At 71.2% G+C, this 18,763-nt stretch carries 18 protein-coding genes; 8 read left to right on the forward strand and 10 right to left on the reverse strand.

Annotation, left to right across the window (positions count from 1 at the left end; genetic code table 11):
- From ABR571_RS06485 to ABR571_RS06495, 3 genes are read right to left on the reverse strand one after another with little or no spacing between them, the layout of a single operon-like run.
- On the reverse strand, positions 1–3,306 hold the full coding sequence (locus ABR571_RS06485; protein ID WP_409452369.1) for a UvrD-helicase domain-containing protein: 3,306 nt from the start codon (positions 3,304–3,306) through the stop codon (positions 1–3).
- A complete protein-coding gene (locus ABR571_RS06490) occupies positions 3,303–6,392 on the reverse strand; it encodes an ATP-dependent helicase (protein ID WP_409452370.1) in 3,090 nt (1,029 codons plus the stop codon). Before ABR571_RS06490 ends, ABR571_RS06485 begins: the two co-directional genes overlap by 4 nt.
- 32 nt (positions 6,393–6,424) lie before the next feature.
- Positions 6,425–6,826: a VOC family protein gene (locus tag ABR571_RS06495; protein ID WP_409452371.1), complete on the reverse strand. Its 402-nt coding sequence runs from the start codon at positions 6,824–6,826 to the stop codon at positions 6,425–6,427.
- Between the two features lie 48 nt (positions 6,827–6,874).
- On the opposite strand from ABR571_RS06495, the gene ABR571_RS06500 reads away from it, so the two are divergent.
- Complete coding sequence (locus tag ABR571_RS06500) at positions 6,875–7,168, forward strand: hypothetical protein (RefSeq protein WP_409452372.1); 294 nt, start codon at positions 6,875–6,877, stop codon at positions 7,166–7,168.
- A 30-nt stretch (positions 7,169–7,198) separates the two neighbouring features.
- On the forward strand, positions 7,199–7,678 hold the full coding sequence (locus tag ABR571_RS06505) for a hypothetical protein (RefSeq protein ID WP_409452373.1): 480 nt from the start codon (positions 7,199–7,201) through the stop codon (positions 7,676–7,678).
- On the opposite strand, the gene ABR571_RS06510 is transcribed toward ABR571_RS06505, so the two are convergent.
- Entirely contained in the window at positions 7,664–7,984 is a 321-nt protein-coding gene (locus tag ABR571_RS06510) for an MGMT family protein (RefSeq protein ID WP_409452374.1), read from the reverse strand. The two genes, ABR571_RS06505 and ABR571_RS06510, sit on opposite strands and share 15 nt — an antisense overlap.
- Here ABR571_RS06510 and ABR571_RS06515 point away from each other — a divergent pair.
- Complete coding sequence (locus ABR571_RS06515) at positions 7,983–8,783, forward strand: alpha/beta fold hydrolase (protein ID WP_409452375.1); 801 nt, start codon at positions 7,983–7,985, stop codon at positions 8,781–8,783. The genes ABR571_RS06510 and ABR571_RS06515 overlap by 2 nt on opposite strands.
- Positions 8,784–8,809: 26 nt before the next feature.
- On the forward strand, positions 8,810–9,817 hold the full coding sequence (locus tag ABR571_RS06520; protein WP_409452376.1) for a nitronate monooxygenase: 1,008 nt from the start codon (positions 8,810–8,812) through the stop codon (positions 9,815–9,817).
- Here the strand turns inward: ABR571_RS06520 and ABR571_RS06525 are convergent.
- The 5 genes from ABR571_RS06525 to ABR571_RS06545 all read right to left on the reverse strand — a co-directional run bounded on the left by ABR571_RS06525 (position 9,814) and on the right by ABR571_RS06545 (position 14,847).
- Positions 9,814–10,401, reverse strand: a complete 588-nt coding sequence (locus tag ABR571_RS06525) for a TIGR03086 family metal-binding protein (protein WP_409452377.1) — start codon at positions 10,399–10,401, stop codon at positions 9,814–9,816. The genes ABR571_RS06520 and ABR571_RS06525 overlap by 4 nt on opposite strands.
- Positions 10,402–10,428: 27 nt before the next feature.
- A complete protein-coding gene (gene moeZ, locus ABR571_RS06530; protein ID WP_409452378.1) occupies positions 10,429–11,589 on the reverse strand; it encodes an adenylyltransferase/sulfurtransferase MoeZ in 1,161 nt (386 codons plus the stop codon).
- Between the two features lie 169 nt (positions 11,590–11,758).
- Entirely contained in the window at positions 11,759–12,781 is a 1,023-nt protein-coding gene (locus ABR571_RS06535; protein ID WP_409452379.1) for a DUF3152 domain-containing protein, read from the reverse strand.
- 52 nt (positions 12,782–12,833) lie between these two features.
- Positions 12,834–13,817: an alpha/beta fold hydrolase gene (locus ABR571_RS06540; RefSeq protein WP_409452380.1), complete on the reverse strand. Its 984-nt coding sequence runs from the start codon at positions 13,815–13,817 to the stop codon at positions 12,834–12,836.
- 34 nt (positions 13,818–13,851) lie between these two features.
- Entirely contained in the window at positions 13,852–14,847 is a 996-nt protein-coding gene (locus ABR571_RS06545) for a Ku protein (RefSeq protein WP_409452381.1), read from the reverse strand.
- Positions 14,848–14,873: 26 nt separating this feature from the next.
- On the opposite strand from ABR571_RS06545, the gene ligD (ABR571_RS06550) reads away from it, so the two are divergent.
- From ligD (ABR571_RS06550) to ABR571_RS06565, 4 genes are all read left to right on the forward strand, one after another.
- Complete coding sequence (ligD, locus tag ABR571_RS06550) at positions 14,874–15,788, forward strand: non-homologous end-joining DNA ligase (protein ID WP_409452382.1); 915 nt, start codon at positions 14,874–14,876, stop codon at positions 15,786–15,788.
- Positions 15,781–16,725 carry a non-homologous end-joining DNA ligase gene (gene ligD / locus ABR571_RS06555; protein WP_409452383.1) on the forward strand — a complete coding sequence of 315 codons (945 nt, stop codon included), beginning with the start codon at positions 15,781–15,783 and terminating at the stop codon, positions 16,723–16,725. The genes ligD (ABR571_RS06550) and ligD (ABR571_RS06555) overlap by 8 nt, the downstream gene beginning before the upstream one ends.
- A gap of 66 nt (positions 16,726–16,791) precedes the next feature.
- Positions 16,792–17,409 (forward strand): TetR/AcrR family transcriptional regulator, encoded by a 618-nt coding sequence (locus ABR571_RS06560; RefSeq protein WP_409452433.1) that lies wholly within the window; start codon positions 16,792–16,794, stop codon positions 17,407–17,409.
- 129 nt (positions 17,410–17,538) lie between these two features.
- Entirely contained in the window at positions 17,539–17,766 is a 228-nt protein-coding gene (locus tag ABR571_RS06565; RefSeq protein WP_409452384.1) for a DUF3107 domain-containing protein, read from the forward strand.
- A gap of 20 nt (positions 17,767–17,786) precedes the next feature.
- Here the strand turns inward: ABR571_RS06565 and ABR571_RS06570 are convergent, their stop codons facing one another.
- Positions 17,787–18,746, reverse strand: a complete 960-nt coding sequence (locus tag ABR571_RS06570) for a lipase family alpha/beta hydrolase (RefSeq protein ID WP_409452385.1) — start codon at positions 18,744–18,746, stop codon at positions 17,787–17,789.
- Positions 18,747–18,763 lie beyond the last annotated feature (17 nt).

Consider the following 18,763-nt stretch of genomic DNA (forward strand, 5'->3'; position numbering starts at 1 on the left):
TCAGCTCCCGCCGCCGACGATCAACGCGCGCAACCCGTCGGCGTCGAGCAGCCGGTTCGGCTCGACCGTCTCGCTGCTGCGGACGTAATGGAACGCCGCGCGAACACGGTGCAGCTGGGCGTCGGGAATGTCGTTGAGCCGGGCCCAGGCGAGGCGATAGGCGGCGAGCTGGACGGCCGCTGCCGCAGCGGCGGCGCCGGTCGGCTTGCGGCCGGTCTTCCAGTCGACCACCAGCCAGCGCTCGCTCCCGTCGTCACCGACGCTGTCGCTGTCGCTGTCGCGGAACACCGCATCCATGCGGCCGCGGACGACGCGTTCGCCGATCGTCATCTCGAAGGGCACCTCGACCTCCGCGGGCGTGCGTTGGGCCCATTCGCTGGCCTCGAAGGCCGCCCGCAGCTCGAGGAACTCCGAGTCGTCGGCGCCCTCGTCAGCCGCACCGGGCAGTTCGTCCATGTCGAGCAGCGTCTGCTTCTGCCAGCGCTGCTCGAGCCACGTGTGGAAGGCGGTACCGCGCCGGGCCCACGGGGCCGGGCGGTGCGGCACCGGGCGGCGCAGCGCCCGCGCCAGAGCGGCCGGATCGTGCCGCAGCTCGACCAGCTGCGACACCGACAGCTGCTGCGGCAGGACCACGTCGATCACGTCGCCCTGGGCCAGAGCGGAGCGCTCGGCGAGCAACCGGTCGACGTGTCCGCGCCACTCCCCTGCGGTGCCGACCGCCTCGCCGGTGGGAGGCACCTCGCCTGACTGCGCGGCGCGGACGAGCGCGGCCCCCGCCTCCACGTCGGCGCGCCGGCCCGGACCGCGGTCGCCCGGGTACGGCCCGAACGGGTCGATCGGCCACGGCACCTCACGCGCTTCGGCAATGAGCGGGTTGGCCGCGTCCGGGCCCGCCTCGACCCACTCGTCGATGGTCGCGTGTGGCCGCAGTTCCTCGAGGAAGGGCGATACCGCCCGTGGCTTGATCGCGGTGTCCCAGACGTAGCCGGAGGCGAACACGGTGTGCCGGGCGCGGGTGAGTGCCACGTAGCAAAGCCGTCGCTCCTCAAGGGCCTGCCGCTCCAGTACCGCGGCGTGCTGCTCGATCAGCCGGTCCCGCACCTGTTTGCGATCGGCGGCGCCGTCGAGTCGCAGCTCGGGCAGGTCGCCGCGATCGCCGCGCAGCGGAGCCGGGATCTCTTGCCGGGCCCGGGTCCAGTTCACCGACCGCGCCTCGGCCGGAAAGACACAGTCCACCAGACCAGGCACCGCGACGACGTCCCACTCGAGGCCTTTGGCGCCGTGGACGGTGAGCACCTGCACTCGCTCCGACTCGACCACCACCTCGCCGGCGTCGAGGCCGTTCTCCTCGTCCTCGGCGGCCTCGAGATAGGCAAGGAACGCGGTGAGCGTGGCCTCGTCGGCCTCGTTGGCGAAGTCGGCGGACTCGTCGAGGAACCGGTCGAGGTGGGCCCGGCCGATCCGGACGCGGTCGGCGCGGGCGGCGACTTCGAGGTCGACCCCGATCGCCCGCTCGACGTCGGCGACGAGGTCGGGCAGAGGTGCAGACACGCGGCGGCGCAGGCGGCGCAGCTCGTCGGCCAGTGCCGTCATCCGAACGTAGCCCTCGGTCGAGTACTGCCCCGGCGGCCCCAGGTCGTCGAGCGCCTCGACGATGCCGATCGGCTCGCGCGGCGGGGTCGGCACGGGCAGTTCCGGCTCCCCGCCGAACAGGTTTCCCTGCACCGGCGGCGGAGTCGGCGCGTGCATCCGGCCCAGTTGCCGGGCCCGAGCACTCAACGCAGCGAGATCCCGCGGCCCGACCCGCCACCGTGCCCCGGTGAGCAGCCGGGCGAGCGCGGTACCGGCGTCGTGGTGCACGAGGACGCGCAGGGTGGCGACGACGTCGACCACTTCAGGGGTGGTGAGCAGGCCGCCCAGACCGACGATCTCGACGGGCAGCCCGGCCGCCTGCAGCGCTTCGGACAGGATCGGGATCTGCGAACGTCGGCGGACCAGCACGGCCGCCGTGCGGTCGCCGCCGGGCAGCTCGTCCCACGCGCTGCGCATCCGGTCGGCGAGCCACCTCGCTTCGTCCTCGACTGTCTCGGTGCGGGCCGCGGCGATCAGTCCCGGCCCGGCATGCGGAGCGGCGCGCAACTCGACCGAGGCCGCTTCGGCCCGCAGCGGCGCGGCGACCTCGTTGGCGGCCTGCAGGATCACCTCGTCGTTGCGGAAGCTGGTCGCCAGCGGATAGACGTCGGCCGGGCGTCCGTCGGCCCGGGCGAACGTCGCCGCGAAGCGGCCCATGTTGCCGGCGCTGGCACCACGCCAACCGTAGATCGACTGGAACGGGTCGCCGACGGCGGTCACCGGGTGACCCCCGCCGAACAGGCCGCACAACGTCTTGATCTGCGCGTGGCCGGTGTCCTGGTACTCGTCGAGCAGCACGGCTGCGAACCGGGAGCGCTCGATCTGCTGCACCTCGGGCAGCTGGGCGACCTCGGCCGCGACCGTCATCTGGTCGGCGAAGTCCACGGCGGCCAGCGCGGCCTTGGCGTCGGCGTAGCCCTGGACGAGCGGCAGCAGCGCCAGCCTGTGGCGCAGCGAGTCGACGAACTTCGCGGTCTCGCCGGGATACGGCGAGCGGATGCCCTTGCCGAGCGGCAGCGTCTCGAACCAGTCGAGCATCTCGGAACAGAGGCGGCCGACGTCAGGTACTCGGGCCAGGTGATCGGCGAGCTGGCCGCTCATGTCCAGGACGTAGCGCGGCACGCTGCTCCGCGCGCCGATGTCCTCGGGCAGTGCGTCCGGATGGTTGCGCGAGACCTGATCGGCCAGCTGCCATCCAACCGCGGGTGAGATCAGCCGCGAGTCGGGCTCGAACCCCACGCGCAGCGAGTGCTCGGCGACAAGGCGGCCGGCATAGGCCGCGTAGGTGAGGACGGTCGGCTCGCCGGCCAAGAGCTGCGCCAGTTGCTCGGTCGCATCGGGGTCGCCGCCGGCGTCGCGCTCGAGGACCAGGCGCCACTGCGCGAGCCGGCGTCGCACCCGCCGGCCCAGTTCGGCCGCGGCCTTGCGGGTGAAGGTGAGGCCGAGGACCGCGTCGGGAGTGACCAGCCGGTTGGCCACCAACCACACCACCCGGGCGGCCATCGTCTCGGTCTTGCCCGACCCGGCTCCGGCGATGACCACGGACGGGCCCAGCGGCGCCTCGATGACCGCAGCCTGCTCGTCCGTGGGCGCATGCTCGAGCCCGAGGCGCTTGCTGAGCTCGACCGCGCCGATCATCGGCGTCGATCCTGTCGTCCGCACCGGCGCCGTCATGTCGTCACCTGGCGGCCGCTCTGCAGCGGGCAGCACTTCTGCAGGTCGCAGTTGCCGCAGTACGAGTTGACCCGGGCGGTGAATTCGCTGCCCCGCATGCGGCCCGCGACGTGGTCGACCTGGCGGGTGATCCAGTCGGGGTCCTCGGCGTCGGACAAGGGCGGCTGGAACTGTTCCGGATCCTTGCCCGACGCCGCCAGCTGCACGAGCAGCGCACCGCCGGAACGCTCGTCGTCGCCGAAGGCGCCGGCCTCGACCGCGAGCTGGTAGGCCCCCAGTTGTGGATGGAGGGGCAGTTCCTCGCTGCGCACCTTCGACTTGCCGGTCTTGAGGTCGACGACCACCAGCCGTCCCGCCGAATCCCTCTCGACCCGGTCGACCCGGCCGGTGAGAACGGCGTCCCCGACCACGGCGGTGAACGCGCGCTCGATGCCGACGAGTTCGTACTGCGCGCGGCTCGTGCGCATCCACTCGACGAGCCGGGCCAGGATGCGAGAGGCCCGGCGCCGCTCGTTCAGGGCGAACCACTGGGCGCCGAAGTCGAGGCTGCCCCACTGCTCGTCCAGCAACCGCTCGAGCTCCGGCAGGTCGGCGTCGGGCGGCGCGGTCGCGGCGATCTCGTGGACGAGCGTGCCCAGCGAGGCCGAGATCTGCTCCCCGTCACGGGCGCCGACGTCCTGGAGAAGCGCACGGACCTCGCAGCGCAGGAACGAGTCGATGCGCGACGGGCTGACCGGAACGGGCCGGTCGGGGTCGGCGACCGGGCCGTCGTCGGTCAGCGGCGCCAACCCCCACCACTGTGCCGGGTCGGCGCCGCGGACCCCGGCCGCGGCGAGGCGGGCGAGCTCGGCGGCGGCGGCTTCCCGCAGATCGGCGTCGGTCTCGGGATCGCAGGCCGCGGCCCGCAGTTCGGCGACCAGTGCGCCGAGATGCACTCCGCGTATCGGTGGCGTCAGGGGCCGGTCGCCCTCGACGGGGTCGAGCTCGTCCAGGAATCGCGACGGCTGCTCCTCTTCGCCGGCCACCGCGCTGACCACGAGCCGCTGCCTGGCCCGGGTGACGGCGACGTAGAAGAGCCGGCGTTCCTCGGCCAGCTGCATGGACATCGGTGGCCCACCCGGTGTGTCCCGGCCGGCCAGCACGTCGACGAGCAACTCCGAGCCGAGCAGCGACCCGCGGCGGCGCAGGTCCGGCCAGCTGCCCTCCTGGACGTGGGCGACGCACACGAGGTCCCACTCGAGGCCCTTGCTGGCGTGCGCGGTGACGATCGCAACGGCGTCCGGCGCGCGGGTACCGGCGCCGAGCGTGTCGCCGGGAATCTGCTGCGCGGCGAGATGCTCGGCGAACTCGCGCGCCGACGAGCGGGGCAGCCGGTCGGTGAACCGGGCGGCCGCGTCGAAGAGCGCGACCACGGCGTCGAGGTCGCGGTCGGCGGCCGCTCCGGTGCCACCGCCGGCCGCGCTCTGCTGCGCCCACCGGCGAGCCAGACTGGTCGCGTCCCAGATCGCCCAGAGGACGTCCTCAGAACTGCCCTTGGCCTTCACGGCATCCCGCCCGGCCGCCAGCACCCCGGCGACACGAACGACGGGCCACTTGACGTGGTCGGGCAATCCCCGGGCGTCCTTCGGGTCGAGCACGGCGGGAGCCAGCAGGGCGGTCTCTTCAGCCGAGTCGCGCTGGCGCAGCACGCGACGCAGTCGCTGCACATAGACGACATCGGCCCCGCCCACCGGCCCGAGCAGCAGCCGCTCGGCCGCGTCCTCGGTCAGCGAACCGGGTTCGAGTGCCAGGCGCAGGACCTCGAGCAGCACCGCCACCGCCGGCTGTTCGGCCAGCGGCAGGTCCTCGTCGCGCAACACGACCGGCACCCCGGCCGTGATCAGGGCCCGGCGCAGGGTGGCGAGGACGCCGGTGGTGGAGCGGACGACGACGGCCATCCGGGACCACGGCAGGCCGTCGAGGTGCGCGCGGCGCAGGACGCCGGCCAGGTAGGCCGCCTCTTCGCTCGCGGTGCGGAACAGGCACGTGTCCACCCGGCCCGGGTCGTCGCCCGCCGATTGCAGACGCCGCTGCTCGGCCCGGCCCGGCAGGCGGCCGGCGATGCGGCGCGACGCCGCCAGCAGATCGGCGCCGGAGCGGCGGGAGACACCGAGGGCGACCACCGGGACCGGCGCGCCGGCACCGAATCGTTCGTCCACCGCATGGATCGCCGACGCGTCGGCCCCGCGGAACGCGTAGATCGACTGGTCGGGGTCTCCGACGACGACCAGCTCATCGGCGCCCTCGGCGAGAAGGGCGAGCAGCTCGGCCTGGGCGGGGTCGGTGTCCTGGTACTCGTCGACGAACAGGTGCCTGCGGTGCGCGCGCTCCGCGGCCAGCAGCTCGGGATCGCCGTGCAGGGCGTTCAGCGCGGATCGGATCAACTCGGACGGGTCGTAGGCGCCGGGCTTGGCCAGCGACGAGACGTTCTGGTACTCGGTGAGGAACTCGCCCGCGGCGATCCAGTCGTCGCGCGAGCGAGCCCGGCCGAGGTCGACGAGCGCCGGCCCGTCCAGTCCGCGCTCGACGGCGCGCATCAGCAGGTCGCGCAGTTCGCCGGCAAAGGCGCGGGTGCGAAGGGCCGGCCGCAGCTGCGCGGGCCACCGCTCGGCGGCGCGGCCCTCGACCAGATCGCGCAACATGATGTCCTGCTCGGCGCCGGACAGCAGGCGCGGCGGCGGCAGCGGCTCGCCGAGATCGGCGCCGCGCCGATTCGCAAGACGCAGCACGCCGAACGCGTACGAGTGCAGGGTGCGGGCGATGGGCTCGCGGATCGTGCGCGCCAGCCGCGCTGTCACCCGGTCGCGCATCTCACCGGCGGCTCGCCGGCTGAACGTCAACATCAGGATGTCGTCGACGGGCACCCCGCGCTCGACCCGCTGCACCGCCGCCTCGACCAGGGTGGTGGTCTTGCCGGTGCCCGGACCGGCCAACACCAGCAGGGGCCCACCGCGGTGCTCGACGACGGCGCGTTGCGCGGCGTCGAGGTGCGGAGCGGCCGGAACCGGACGGGGCGCCCGCACCAGGCGGTAGGCGGGTTCGTTCACGAGGACAATCTCAACACGGAGGGGTGACAGTTTCAGTCAGCCCCGAGCTCCTCGAACAGGGTGAGTTGCAGCCCGTCCGGCGCGGTCAGCCGAGCGTTGAGCGAGTTCCACGGTGTCCGGGTCGGTTCGGCGACCAGGCCGGCGCCCGCGGACGCGAGCCGCTCGGTCGCGGCGCGCGCGTCCGGGACCTCGAGCGCCACACGGATCTTGCCGGCGACGCGTCGACCGACCTCCACTTCGTCGATGAAGTCTGCCTGCGCGGCGTCGGCCAGCTCGATGGTTGCCCGCCCGGCGTCGAGCAGGGTCACGCGGCCGCCGTTGGGCGCGGCGTAGGCCGCATGTTGGCGCAACCCCAGAGCGTCACGGTAGAAGGCGAGGGCGCCGTCGTAGTCATCGACGGTGACGACGAGGCGCAGTTCGTTGACGGGATCCACGCGCCAATCTTGCCCCTCCCCCGCGGCAACCTCGTAGCCTCTGCGTCCATGACCGGGTTGATGAGTGTCGGGCAGCTGGCCCGTCGGGCCGGTCTCACCACGAAGCGCTGCGCCACTACGACCGGATCGGCCTGCTTCGTCCCGCACTCGTGGGCGCCTCGGGCTACGGGCGGTGCTCAGGTTGCCACCGCGGCCCGCATCGCGCTGTTGCGCAGCGTGGACGTGCCGATCGGCGAGGTCCGCCGCTGCACCGATGCGGCCGATCTCTCTGACGTGCTCGCCGTCAACGCCGCCGCCTCGAAGCCCGGCTCACACGCGTGCAGCGCGACTGCACACCCTTGATCATCTCGTGAGTGAAGGACGCCGACGCCTATGGCCACGAAGCTGGAGCCGATGGACCCCGACGACGAGCGCCGTCTCGCGGCCGGGTTGTTCAACGCGACGTGGACGCTGCTCGAGAAGGAACAGCGCAGCCGCGACGAGGACGACGCCATGCTGCACATGGCACATGCGTGCGCCCATCACTGGCGACAGGTCGGCAAGCCGGAGAACGTCGCCCGCAGCGAGTGGCAGTGTTCGCGGGTCTATGCCGCCCTGCGTAGGCCGGAGCCGTGCCTGCACCACGCGCAGCGCGTCCTCGACATCTGCCAGGAGAACGGGCTGGGCGACTTCGACCTGGCCTTCGCCTACGAGGCGCTCGCCCGCGGCGCCGCCATCGCCGGTGACCTCGATCGGTCGCGTGCCCACACCGAGCAGGCGCTGGCCGCCGCGGAGGACATCAAGGACGAGGACGACGGCCAACTGGTGTTGACCGATCTGGAGACGATTCCCGGGCAGTCACGCTTCTGGTGAGCCGTCCCAGCGGAACCGCGCGAGCTCGACCCGATCGCCGCGGAACCGCACTCCCTCGGCGAGCAACCGCTGCCGCTGCTCGGTGTAGAGATGCTCGGCCAGTGACCCGTCGGCGCGCATCACCCGATGCCACGGCACGGACCCGTCATCGGCGGCCAACACCCGTCCGACGATGCGCGGCGACGAAGCCCCGGCGTACTCGGCGACGTCGCCGTAGGTCATCACCCGCCCGGCCGGGATCGACTCGATGCAGGCCAGGATCCGCTGGGCGACGTCGTCGGTCCCGGCATGCGATCGTGAGGCCATGACGCCACCATTGCACGTCGAATCGACGAGTGCGGACGGCACTGTCGTGACCGCATACGTCGAGGGCACCGGCCCGTCAGTGCTGCTGGTGCACGGCAGCACCGCCGACCACACCCGCTGGGCTCCGCTGGTTCCGTTGCTGCGTGACGAGTTCACCCTCGTGATGCTCGACCGCCGCGGACGGGGTGGCAGCACGGCGGAAGCGGAGGCCTATGCGATCGAGCGGGAGGGCGAGGACGTCCTGGCGATGTTCGCGTCCCTTCCTGATCCGGCAATGGTGTTCGGGCACTCCTACGGCGCCACCGCCACGTTGAGCGTCCTCGACCGGGTGCCCGCGGCTGCGGTGCTGCTGTACGAGCCGCCGTTCGCCACCCCGGAATACGAGGTCTTCAGCGAGAGCCAGCTGAGCCGGTGGCAGGCCGCGCTCGACGAAGGGCGGCGCGAGGCGGTCCTCGAGATGTTCTACCGGGAGGCGCTGCGCTTCGACGAGGCGGCGATCGACGCGATGCGCCCCCTGCCCATCTGGGCGGCTCGCCTCGCCGCCGTCCACACCGTCGTGCGAGAAGCCCGCGCCGTGCGCACGTTCGCCCCGCGGCCGGTACGAGCGGCCGGACCGGTGCGGTTCCTGTCGGGCGACTCCACGACGCCGCATCTGACGGCATCGACGCGGGCGGCCGCCGACCTGGTCGCCGGCAGTGACCTTGTCGTCCTGGCCGGTCAGGGGCACGTGGCGATCGACGCGGCACCGGAGCTGATCGCCGATCAGGTTCGGAAGGTGTGGCAGCTCACGACCACGTGAGCCGACAGCGGCGCGAGGATGGGCAGATGACCGTTCCCGCCCGATTGCCGATCGTGCAGGCGCCAATGGCCGGCGGCCCGTCGACGCCCGAGCTCGCCGCCGCGGTGACTGGTGCCGGCGGCTTCGGCTATGTCGCCGCCGGCTACCTCAGCCCGGATGCGCTGCGCACGGCGCTCGACCGCACCCGCGCGCTCACCGCGGCGCCGGTCGGCGTCAACGTGTTCGTCCCCGGCCGGCCTAACGCCGACGGCGCGGCGATCGCGAACTACGCCGCCTCGCTGCAACCCGAGGCCGAGCGGCTCGGCGCGCCGCTCGGCGAGCCGCGCTGGGAGGACGACGCGTACCCGGCCAAGCTCGACCTCCTCGCCCGTGCGGGCGTTCACACCGTCAGTTTCACCTTCGGCTGCCCGACGGCCGATGTCGTTGCCCGGTTGCACAGCGCCGGCGTCCGGGTCGCCGTCACGGTGACGTCGGCCGACGAGGCCACGACCGCGGCGGCAGCCGGCGCCGACTCACTTGTCGTGCAGGGGACGGAGGCCGGCGGCCACCAGGGCACCTTCGCCGGCGTTACGCCGAACCGCGCATCGTTGAACGAGGCGCTGGCGTCGGTACGGGCGGTCGCCGACCTGCCGCTCGTCGCCACCGGCGGCATCATGACGGCCGCCGACGCCGTCGCGGCCATGGAGGCCGGCGCCGTCGCGGTGCAGATCGGCACCGCGTTGCTCTGCACGCCCGAGGCCGGCACCTCGGCGCCGTACCGCCGGGCGCTGCTGGAGCGCCGGTACAGCGAGACGGTCGTCACGCGGGCCTTCAGCGGCCGCTGGGCGCGGGGTCTGGCGAACCGCTTCGCCGTCGAGCACGCCGACGCGCCGGCCGGCTATCCCCAGATCCATCACCTGACCCGACCGTTGCGGGCGGCGGCCGCGCAGGCGGGCGATCCCGACGTCCCCAACCTGTGGGCCGGCACCGGCTGGTCGGCAATCACCGATGACGACGCGGCCACGATCGTGCGCCGTATCGCGGCCGGTCTCTAGCGCGGTCGGCGGCCGGTCAGCCCGATGAGCTTGTCCAGCGTGGGCGCGTCGTCGGGCACGTCCACCGGAGGAGCGAAGAACCCGCTCGACGAGAGGTCGCCGAATTCCCTCGCGGCCGCGTAGATGTCCGCCACGACCTCATCGGGGAACGGCGGTCCTGAGTAGCCGATCGCCGTGGCGAGATCCCACCCGTGCACGACGAGGTCGAACGTCATCTCTTTGACGTAGTCGCGCACCGGCGTGGTGCCGCGGGAGAGCTCAACCGTTCGGTCGAGTGCACCGTCGCTGGAAAAGGCGTCCGCAGACTCGACAGCCGCCTCGTCCCACTCCTCGGCCAGGTTCGCTCCGACGCCGCCGTCGACCGGCAGCGACCGGCTGCCCTCGACGATCTGACTCGCGGTCTCGAGGTCTTGCCCGTGCAGCAGCGGCGCCGCGTACCGGTGCTCCTCGATGAGGTGGCCCAACAGGTCGGCGACCGTCCATTCGGTGTCCGGAGTGTCGAGCTGCCATTGGTTCTCGGCGACGGCGTGCACCCGATCGGTGAACGCGCGCTGGGCAGTGAGGAACCGCTCGAGATCATCCATGGGACAGTCCTACCCCCACCGGACCGGTCAGTAGACGGGCAGGCTCTGATCAACCTGGTTGACCCACGCGGTGACGCCACCTTGGACGTGCACGGCGTCGGAGAACCCGGCGTTCTTGACCGCGGCGAGCGTCTCGGCCGATCGCACGCCCGTCTTGCAGTACATGATGATCTGCTTGTCCTGCGGCAGTGAGGCGAGCGCATCTCCGCGCAGGATCTCGTCCTTCGGGACGAGCGTCGCGCCCGGGATCCGCACGATCTCCCACTCGGCCGGCTCGCGGACGTCGACCAGGTAGGTCGGCTTGTCCGAGTCGAGCAGCTCCTTGAGCTCCTTGGCGGTGATCGTCGACCCGGCGGCGGCCTGCAGGGCCTCTTCGGAGACGACGCCGCAGAACGCCTCGTAGTCGATGAGCTCGGTGATCTTCGGCGCGTTGGGATCCTTGCGGATCTTGACCTCGTTCCACGTCATCTCGAGCGCGTCGAAGATGAGCAGGCGGCCGAGCAGGGTCTCGCCGATACCGGTGATCAGCTTGATCGCCTCGTTGACCATGGCCGACCCGATGGACGCGCACAGCACGCCGAGGACGCCACCCTCGGCGCAGGACGGGACCATTCCCGGCGGCGGGGGGTCGGGGTACAGGTCGCGGTAGTTGGGGCCGAACTCGTCCCAGAAGACGCTGACCTGGCCGTCGAAGCGGTAGATCGACCCCCACACGTACGGCTTGCCGAGCAGCACGCAGGCGTCGTTGACCAGGTAGCGCGTGGCGAAGTTGTCGGTGCCGTCGACGATGAGGTCGTACTGGCTGAAGATGTCGAGGACGTTGTCGTTGTCCAGCCGCGTCTCGTGGACGTTGACCGTCACCAGCGGGTTGATCTCGAGGACCGAGTCGCGCGCGGATTCGGCCTTGGACCGGCCGATGTCGCTCTGCCCGTGGATGATCTGGCGCTGCAGGTTGGACTCGTCGACGACGTCGAACTCGACGATGCCGAGGGTGCCGACGCCGGCCGCGGCGAGGTACATCAGGGCGGGCGAGCCGAGCCCACCGGCGCCGACACACAGCACCCTGGCGTTCTTGAGCCGCTTCTGCCCGATCATCGCGACGTCCGGGATGATCAAGTGGCGGCTGTATCGGCGGACCTCATCGACCGTCAGCGACTCGGCAGGTTCCACGAGCGGCGGCAAAGACACAGAAATTCCTCAGGGGCTCGACTATGGACTGTCGGAACAACGGCAGCGCGCGCCGCGGCATTCCAGGGACCATTGTCCCCCACACCCGTGAACGCAGGGTGGGTGGCGGCTCAGCGGGGCGACCCGCCGCGAAACAACCCGCGGCGTCGCCACACACGGCGGGCGCCGCTTAGTCTCCCAACCCGAATTCGTTGTTGGCGGCGGTGTCGGGCTGTTCGGCGCCGGGCGCACCGGCGGACGCGGCCGGGTAGGGCCAGGGATTGGCCTCGCAGATCTTGCCGGTCGAGGCCGAACGCAGCCCGAAGGTCTGTTGCATCATCACGGGCGCCAGGCCGCCGGGCAGGCACTGGTGGGCGTGCTGGTGCCCCATCGCATGGCCGTCCTCGTGATTGATCATGTAGATCCGGTACGTCGCCAGGTCGCCCACATAGGCCGCCGAACCGCGCACCCAACGAGCCAGGTTGAACACGACCCGATTCACCGGCGTGACCCCCCCGGCCGGCGCGTAGCAGGACGTCTCGACCTTGATGTCGTATCCGCAGAGGTTGCGTACGGTCATGGAGGTCGTCAGCGACACCCGGAAGTCGATCGGGCCGCTGTCCACCCGCTTGAGCGCCACCCCGTGGCCCGACCAGCTGCGCGGGTCCGAGAGGGTCGTCACCACCAGGTTCGCGTACTGGGTGAGGTCGACGTCCTTGATGCCGTTCTCGACCTCGATGCTGTAGCGATACAGGTGGCCCTTGCCGACGACCGGCGAGGTGCCCTTCAGCACGTGGAACGTGCCGGCGCCCTTCACGGTGTACACCGGCCCCGCGGGCAGCGCGGCCGCCTTCAGCACGCTGTCGTTGATGCGACCCGCAGCGGCGTCGTTCTTGAGCGTGAAGCTGGCCGAGGCGACCGGCGGCCCAGCCTTCTGATGCGGGGCGCTCCGGGTGATGACGTGCTTGCGGACCTCGTTCGAGCTCAGCAACGCGGCAATCGTCACGACGAGAAGGACAGGCACGGCGTACGCCCGCCAGCCGTAGCGGGCGGCGAAGTCGTGCCAGGAGGCGGCAACGGACCGTCGGCGTTGCGGCGGGCCGAACGTTACCCCGGCGTGGCGGACGCCCTGCCGGGCCCGGACGACGTCGTCACGCTCCTCGCGAGTCATCGTCGAGGCGCCCTGGCGCGTCGGGTCCTTACCAGCCGGCACGTCTGCAAGGTTCCCATAACGTCACTGAAATCCGCGCAGCGACGGGGGCATGTCAGCTCCGGATCTTCGCGGTGTCCTCGAGGAGGGCGAGCAGTGCTCGGGCGGTGACGTCCGGAACCTCCATCATCGCCGTGTGCCCGACGTTCTCGAGCACCAGCAGCCGCGAGTCCGGAATGGCCGCGGCGACGTACGGCGCGAGGTCCGGCGCCACCAGCCGGTCTTTGTCCCCCCAGACCACGAGGGTCGGCGCCTCGATCTTGCGTAGGGTCGCCCAGCCGACCCGTGCCTTGAGGAACTGGGCCACCGCCAGCCCGCGCATGGACCGCAGGAATGCCCTGTCGGCCCACGGCATCTTGAGACGCGCCCGCAGTTCCTCGACCGCCTCATTGCGCCGCGCCTTCGGATAGCGGCTCGGGTCGGCGAAGCAGAGGGCGATCGTGCCGGCGACGCGCTGCTCGGGCGAGTACTTCGAATTCATGTAGCGCAGGGCGAGCTCGCCGAGACCGGGGACGCCGAGGACGACCGTGCGCGGGTCGCTGCGCAGCGGGAACGCGCGGATCCGATTGTCCGGCACGGCCGGTGAGATGAGGGTCAGCGTCCGGACGAGGTCGGTGCGCCGGGCCGCGACGCGGACGGCGACCGCTCCGCCCAACGAGTTGGAGCCCAGGTGCACCGCGCCACGCCCGGACTGCTCGAGGTAGGCGATGACCACTTCGGCGTGCGCATCGAGGGAGTACTTCTTGCCCGGCGCGGGCGCCGACCGCCCGTGCCCGGGCAGGTCGATCGCCTCGACCGCCAGATGGTGGCGCAAGACCCCGGCCAGGTCCGTCCAGTTGTGCGCCGAACCGCCGAGACCGTGGACGAACAGTGCCGGTTCGGCGTCGGGGTTGTCGGTGGGGGTGGTCCGGATGTGGACGCGGGACCGGCCCACCTCGACGTGATGCCCGGGCCAGATGTGCACCGACTCGTCGACGGGGAGGAGGTCCGCGTCGGACAGCCGGGCGGGCGGAGCCTGGCGCGACGGCGGTTTCGGCATCCTCCCACCTTAGGTAGGGCTCAGGTAGGGCCGGTCAGGCGGTCTTCCTGGGCGCCGCCTTCTTCGCCGTAGCCTTCTTGGCGGCGGTCTTGGAGGCGGTCGCCGCCTTCTGGGTCTTCTTCGCCGGTGCCTTGGCCGCCTTCTCGGTCTTCTGCGCCGGCGCCGCCTTCTTCGCCGAAGCCTTCGTCGCGGCGGCTTTCTTCGCCGGAGCCTTCGTGGCGGCGGCCTTCTTCGGGGCGGCGCCGCCCTCGCCGCGGCTCTGCTTCGCGGCCTCGACCGACGCGCGCAGGGCCGACATCAAGTCGACGACGTTGCCCGCGGTGGGCTGCGCCTCTTCGGTCTCGACGATCTCCCGGCCCTCGATCTTGGCCCCGATGACACTCTGCAGGGCGGCGCGGTAGTCGTCGGTGTACTGGGTCGGGTCGAAGTCACCGGCCATGCTCTCGAGCAGCGAGCGGGCCATCGTCTGCTCCTGCGGGCGCAGGTCGATGTCGTCGTCCAGGAACCCGAAGTCCGGCTCGCGCACCTCGTCGGGCCAGATCATGGTCTCGAGCACGATGACGCCGTCGCGGACCCGTAGCGTCGCCAGCTGCTCCCGGTTGCGGATCGCGACCTTGACCAGACCCGCGGTCTCGCTCTCCTCGAGCGCGTCGCGCAGCAGGACGTACGGCTTGATCGCCGTCTTCTCCGGCTCGAGGTAGTAGCTCTTGTTGAAGTAGATCGGATCGATCTGCTCGACCGGCACGAACTGCATGACGTCGACGACCCGCGCGCTGGGCAGCGGCAGGTCGGCGAAGTCCTCGTCGGTGAGGACGACGGTCTCCCCGCTGGGCAGGACGTAGCCCTTGGCGATGTCGGAGTACGCGACCTCCTCACCGTCGGTCTCGGCGATCCGCTTGTAGCGGATGCGTGCCCCGTCGCTGCGCCGGACCTGGTGGAAACTGACGTCCCGCTCCTCGGTGGCCGAGTAGAGCTTGACGCCGATACTGACCAGGCCGAACGAAACGCTGCCCTTCCAGATCGAACGCATGCGCCTAAGTTTGGACGGTGGATCCGATGCTCGCCACCGCGGTTTCCAGATTGCCGTCCGGGGAGGGGTGGGCCTACGAGTTCAAGTGGGACGGTGTCCGCACCCTCTTGGACGTCTCGGAGCGCGGTGTGCGGCTGGTCAGCCGGGCCGGGAACGACGTCAGCGCCGGCTATCCGGAGCTGATCGCCCAGGCTGCCGGCGTCGGCGATGCACTCCTCGACGGTGAGATCGTCGCCTTCGTCGACGGCGTCCCGTCCTTCGGCCGGCTGCAGACGCGGATGCATCTGCGCGGCAAGGCCGATGTCGCTCGCGCAGCAGCCGACTGCCCGGTCACCTACGTGGCGTTCGACCTGCTGCGCCGCTTCGGCGTCGACCTCACCTCACGCCCGTACACCGAGCGACGGGCCACCCTGGAGCGATTCGCGGCCGAGCACGACGGCTGGACGCTCAGCCCGTCGTTCGACGACGGGCCGGCCACCGAGGCCGTGGCCCGCGCCAACGGGCTCGAGGGCGTGGTAGCCAAGCGCATCACGTCGCCGTACCGGCCGGGACGCAGCGACGAGTGGCGCAAGCTGCGCTTCGTCCGCGCCGGCGACTTCGGGGTCATCGGTTGGGAAGCCGCGCCCGAGCACCCCAACTCGCTCAGCTCTCTGGTCCTCGGGATGGTCACCGACGAGGGGCTGCGCTACGCCGGGCGGGTCGGCAGCGGGCTGGCCGGCCGGGTGGCCGCGCAGCTGAAGGCGCTGCTGACCGAACGGGACACGGCCCCGGTCGCCGGCGTCCCGCCACCGATCCGGGGCCGGCGGCTGCGCTGGGTCGAGCCCGCGGTCGTCGTCGAGGTCGAGTTCTCGGCCTGGACCGACGACGGGCGGCTGCGCCAGCCGGTCTTTCGCGGGGTACGAAGCGACAAGCAGATCGAACAGGCGAGGGGCGATGGCTGAGAAGAGCGCCGGCAAGACCAAAGTGACCGTGGACGTCGATGGGCGGCACCTCACGCTGTCCAACCTGCCGAAGGTGCTCTATCCGGAGGCCGGGTTCAGCAAGGGCGAGATCATCGACTACTACAGCCGGATCGCCCCCGTCCTGCTGCCGCACCTCGCCGACCGGCCGTTGACGGTGAAGCGCTATCCCAACGGCGTCGACCAGCATTTCTTCTTCGAGAAGAACGCACCCCGCGGGACACCCGACTGGGTCCGCACCATCACCCTCCCCGTCCCGGGCTCGACGAAGAATCGCGAGACGATCGACTTCGTGATCGTTGAGGGCCTGCCCACCCTGGTGTGGCTGGCCAATCTGGCCGCCCTCGAGCTGCACGTGCCGCAGTGGCGGGTTCCGCGCCGCGCCCGCAAGCCGCGCACCGACCTCGTCGTCTTCGACCTGGACCCGGGACCACCGGCGACCATCGCCGAGTGCTGCGAGGTCGCCGCGCAGCTGCGGTACGTGCTCGAGGCCGACGGGTTGACGCCGTTCCCGAAGACGTCGGGCTCGAAGGGGATGCAGGTCAGCGCGCCGGTCGAGGTCGACGATCCCGAGCTGACGTCGAAGTACGCCCATTCCGTGGCCAAGCGGCTCGAGAAGGCGATGCCTGAGCTGGTCGTCTCCCGGATGGCCAAGGCGCTGCGGCCGGACAAGATCTTTGTGGATTGGAGTCAGAACAATCCGGCCAAGACGACCGTCGCGCCGTACTCGCTGCGGGCGAAGGCCGATCCCACCGTGTCGACGCCGCTGACGTGGGACGAGGTGGCGACGGGCGGGCACCTGTCGTTCACCGCCGGCGAGGTCTTGGACCGGGTGGACGAGTACGGCGATCTGTTCGCGGGCGCCCTGGACGACGCGAACCGGGTCCGCGTCCGGGCTGCCATGGTGACCGACGAGTAGGCTTCGCGACCTGAATGACCGCGGATCGGGTGGGGAGGTGTCGTGTCGCGCGCTGCCGATGCAGAGATGGGCTCCGAGATGGGCCGAGGCGGCCGGCTGCCCCGCTCGGCGCGCCGCAAGCAGCTGCTCGCCGCGGCGCAGGAGGTCTTCGTGGCCAATGGCTACCACCAGGCGGCCATGGACGACATTGCGGAGCGGGCCGGTGTCTCCAAGCCGGTTCTCTATCAGCACTTTCCGGGCAAGCTCGAGCTGTACCTCGCGCTCCTCGACACCCAGGCCGAGGCCCTGGCCGACACCGTCATCGCCGCCCTCGCCGGCACCACCGACAACCACCAGCGAATCCACGGGGTGCTGTCGGCCTATTTCGGGTTCGTCGACCGTTCCGACCACGACGGCGCCTTCCGCCTGATCTTCGAGAGCGATCTGGTCAACGAGCCGGCCGTGCGCCAGCGCGTCGAATCGGTCACCGAGAAGACGATGTTGGCCGTCGCCGACACGGTGGCCTCCGACACCGGCCTGAGCACGGCGGAGGCCCAGCTGCTCGCGACCGCGCTCACCGGCGCCGCCCAGGTGGCGGCGCGGTGGTGGCTCGCCAGCGACCGCCCGGTGGCGCAGGAGGACGCGATCCACCTGCTCGAGTCCCTGCTCTGGCGAGGCATCTCGAACTTCCCGCGCCAGCCCTGACTCGTCACAGCGACCGCCGTTCGCTCTCGGCGCAGCGGGTGCGACGAGGGCACGCATCGTCCTCGACTAGCGTTGACGTCCACGACACCGCGGCGAGCGCCGCGAGCGAGAAATACCAGGAGGTCAGGCGTGGAGGTCAAGATCGGCGTGCTGCACACCGCTCGCGAGATCGTGGTGGACAGCCCGCAGACCCCCGACGAGGTGCAGGAACTCGTCGCGGCCGCGCTCAAGAGCGTCGACGGCCAGCTCGTGCTGACCGACGATCGGGGCCGCAAGGTCATCGTTCCGGCGAACCTCGTGGCCTATGTCGACATCGCCCAGGCGGATGTGCGCCGGGTGGGCTTCTCCAACACCTGAGGACGATCCGTCCAGAGCGATCAGCCCGCGGGAGCGCCGACCATCGGAAGCACCAGCCGGCACGGCACCGGCAGCGGGTGCGCCGGGTCGAGCGCGTTGAGCGTGTCCTGGGCGACGGTCGGGTCGAACGCGACCGCGACGTGCTCGGCCAGATCGATGGGGCACTGGTCCTGGACCACGATGTTCGTCGCGTTCGGCGCGCTGAGACGGCCCGAGGTGTACGGCGTCACCAGCTCGTCGTAGCGGGTCATGATCGTCGTGTAGGTGACACCAGGGACCGCGTAGACCCCGTCGGCGTAGAGGTTCGTCAGGAACGGTGAGCCGGCGAGGAACTCCTGGCACGATCCGCAGTCCTGGTCGAAACCGCTCGACAGCGGGCCGGCGTATTGCGGGAACGCCGTCTCCATCGCGGTGATCAGCGCACCGATCCCCAGCAACGTCGTGCCCCGGTAGATCGGGGTGATGGCGACGTATTTGTCGACCTTGGCCGCGCCCCCGCGGAACTTGAGGTAGTACTGCGGCATCACCGTACCCTCGGAATGGCCGACGAGATCGACCTTGTCGGCGCCGGTGGCGGCGAGGACCCGGTCGACGAACGTCGCGAGCTCGGCGCTGCTGTCCTCCATCTTCATCACGCCACCGACGTAGGGGTTGTCGGCATTGCGTCCGTAGGTCAGCGCGAATACGCAGTAGCCGTTGTCGGCGAGCAGGGGCGACATGGTCGCCCAGTTCTCGCCCATCGTCGCCCCCAGCCCGTGGACGAGGACGACGGGATGCGGATGCGCGGCGCTCGGCTGGCAGGAGAAGTCGTTGGCGCCGGCCGGCGGGGCGCTCGGGTCGGCCATGACGCCGTTGGCGGCGGCCACGTTGTAGGTGACCGGGTACGCGGTCGCGGCGCCGGCGCCGGGGACCGCGATCAGGGTCGTCAGCGCCGCCGTCAGCGCCGTACCGAGAGCGAGCAGGGGCAGGTTGAGGCGCATTGCGAAGACTCCCGGGG

The organism is Jatrophihabitans sp. (assembly GCF_046262535.1).
GTDB lineage: Bacteria > Actinomycetota > Actinomycetes > Mycobacteriales > Jatrophihabitantaceae > Jatrophihabitans.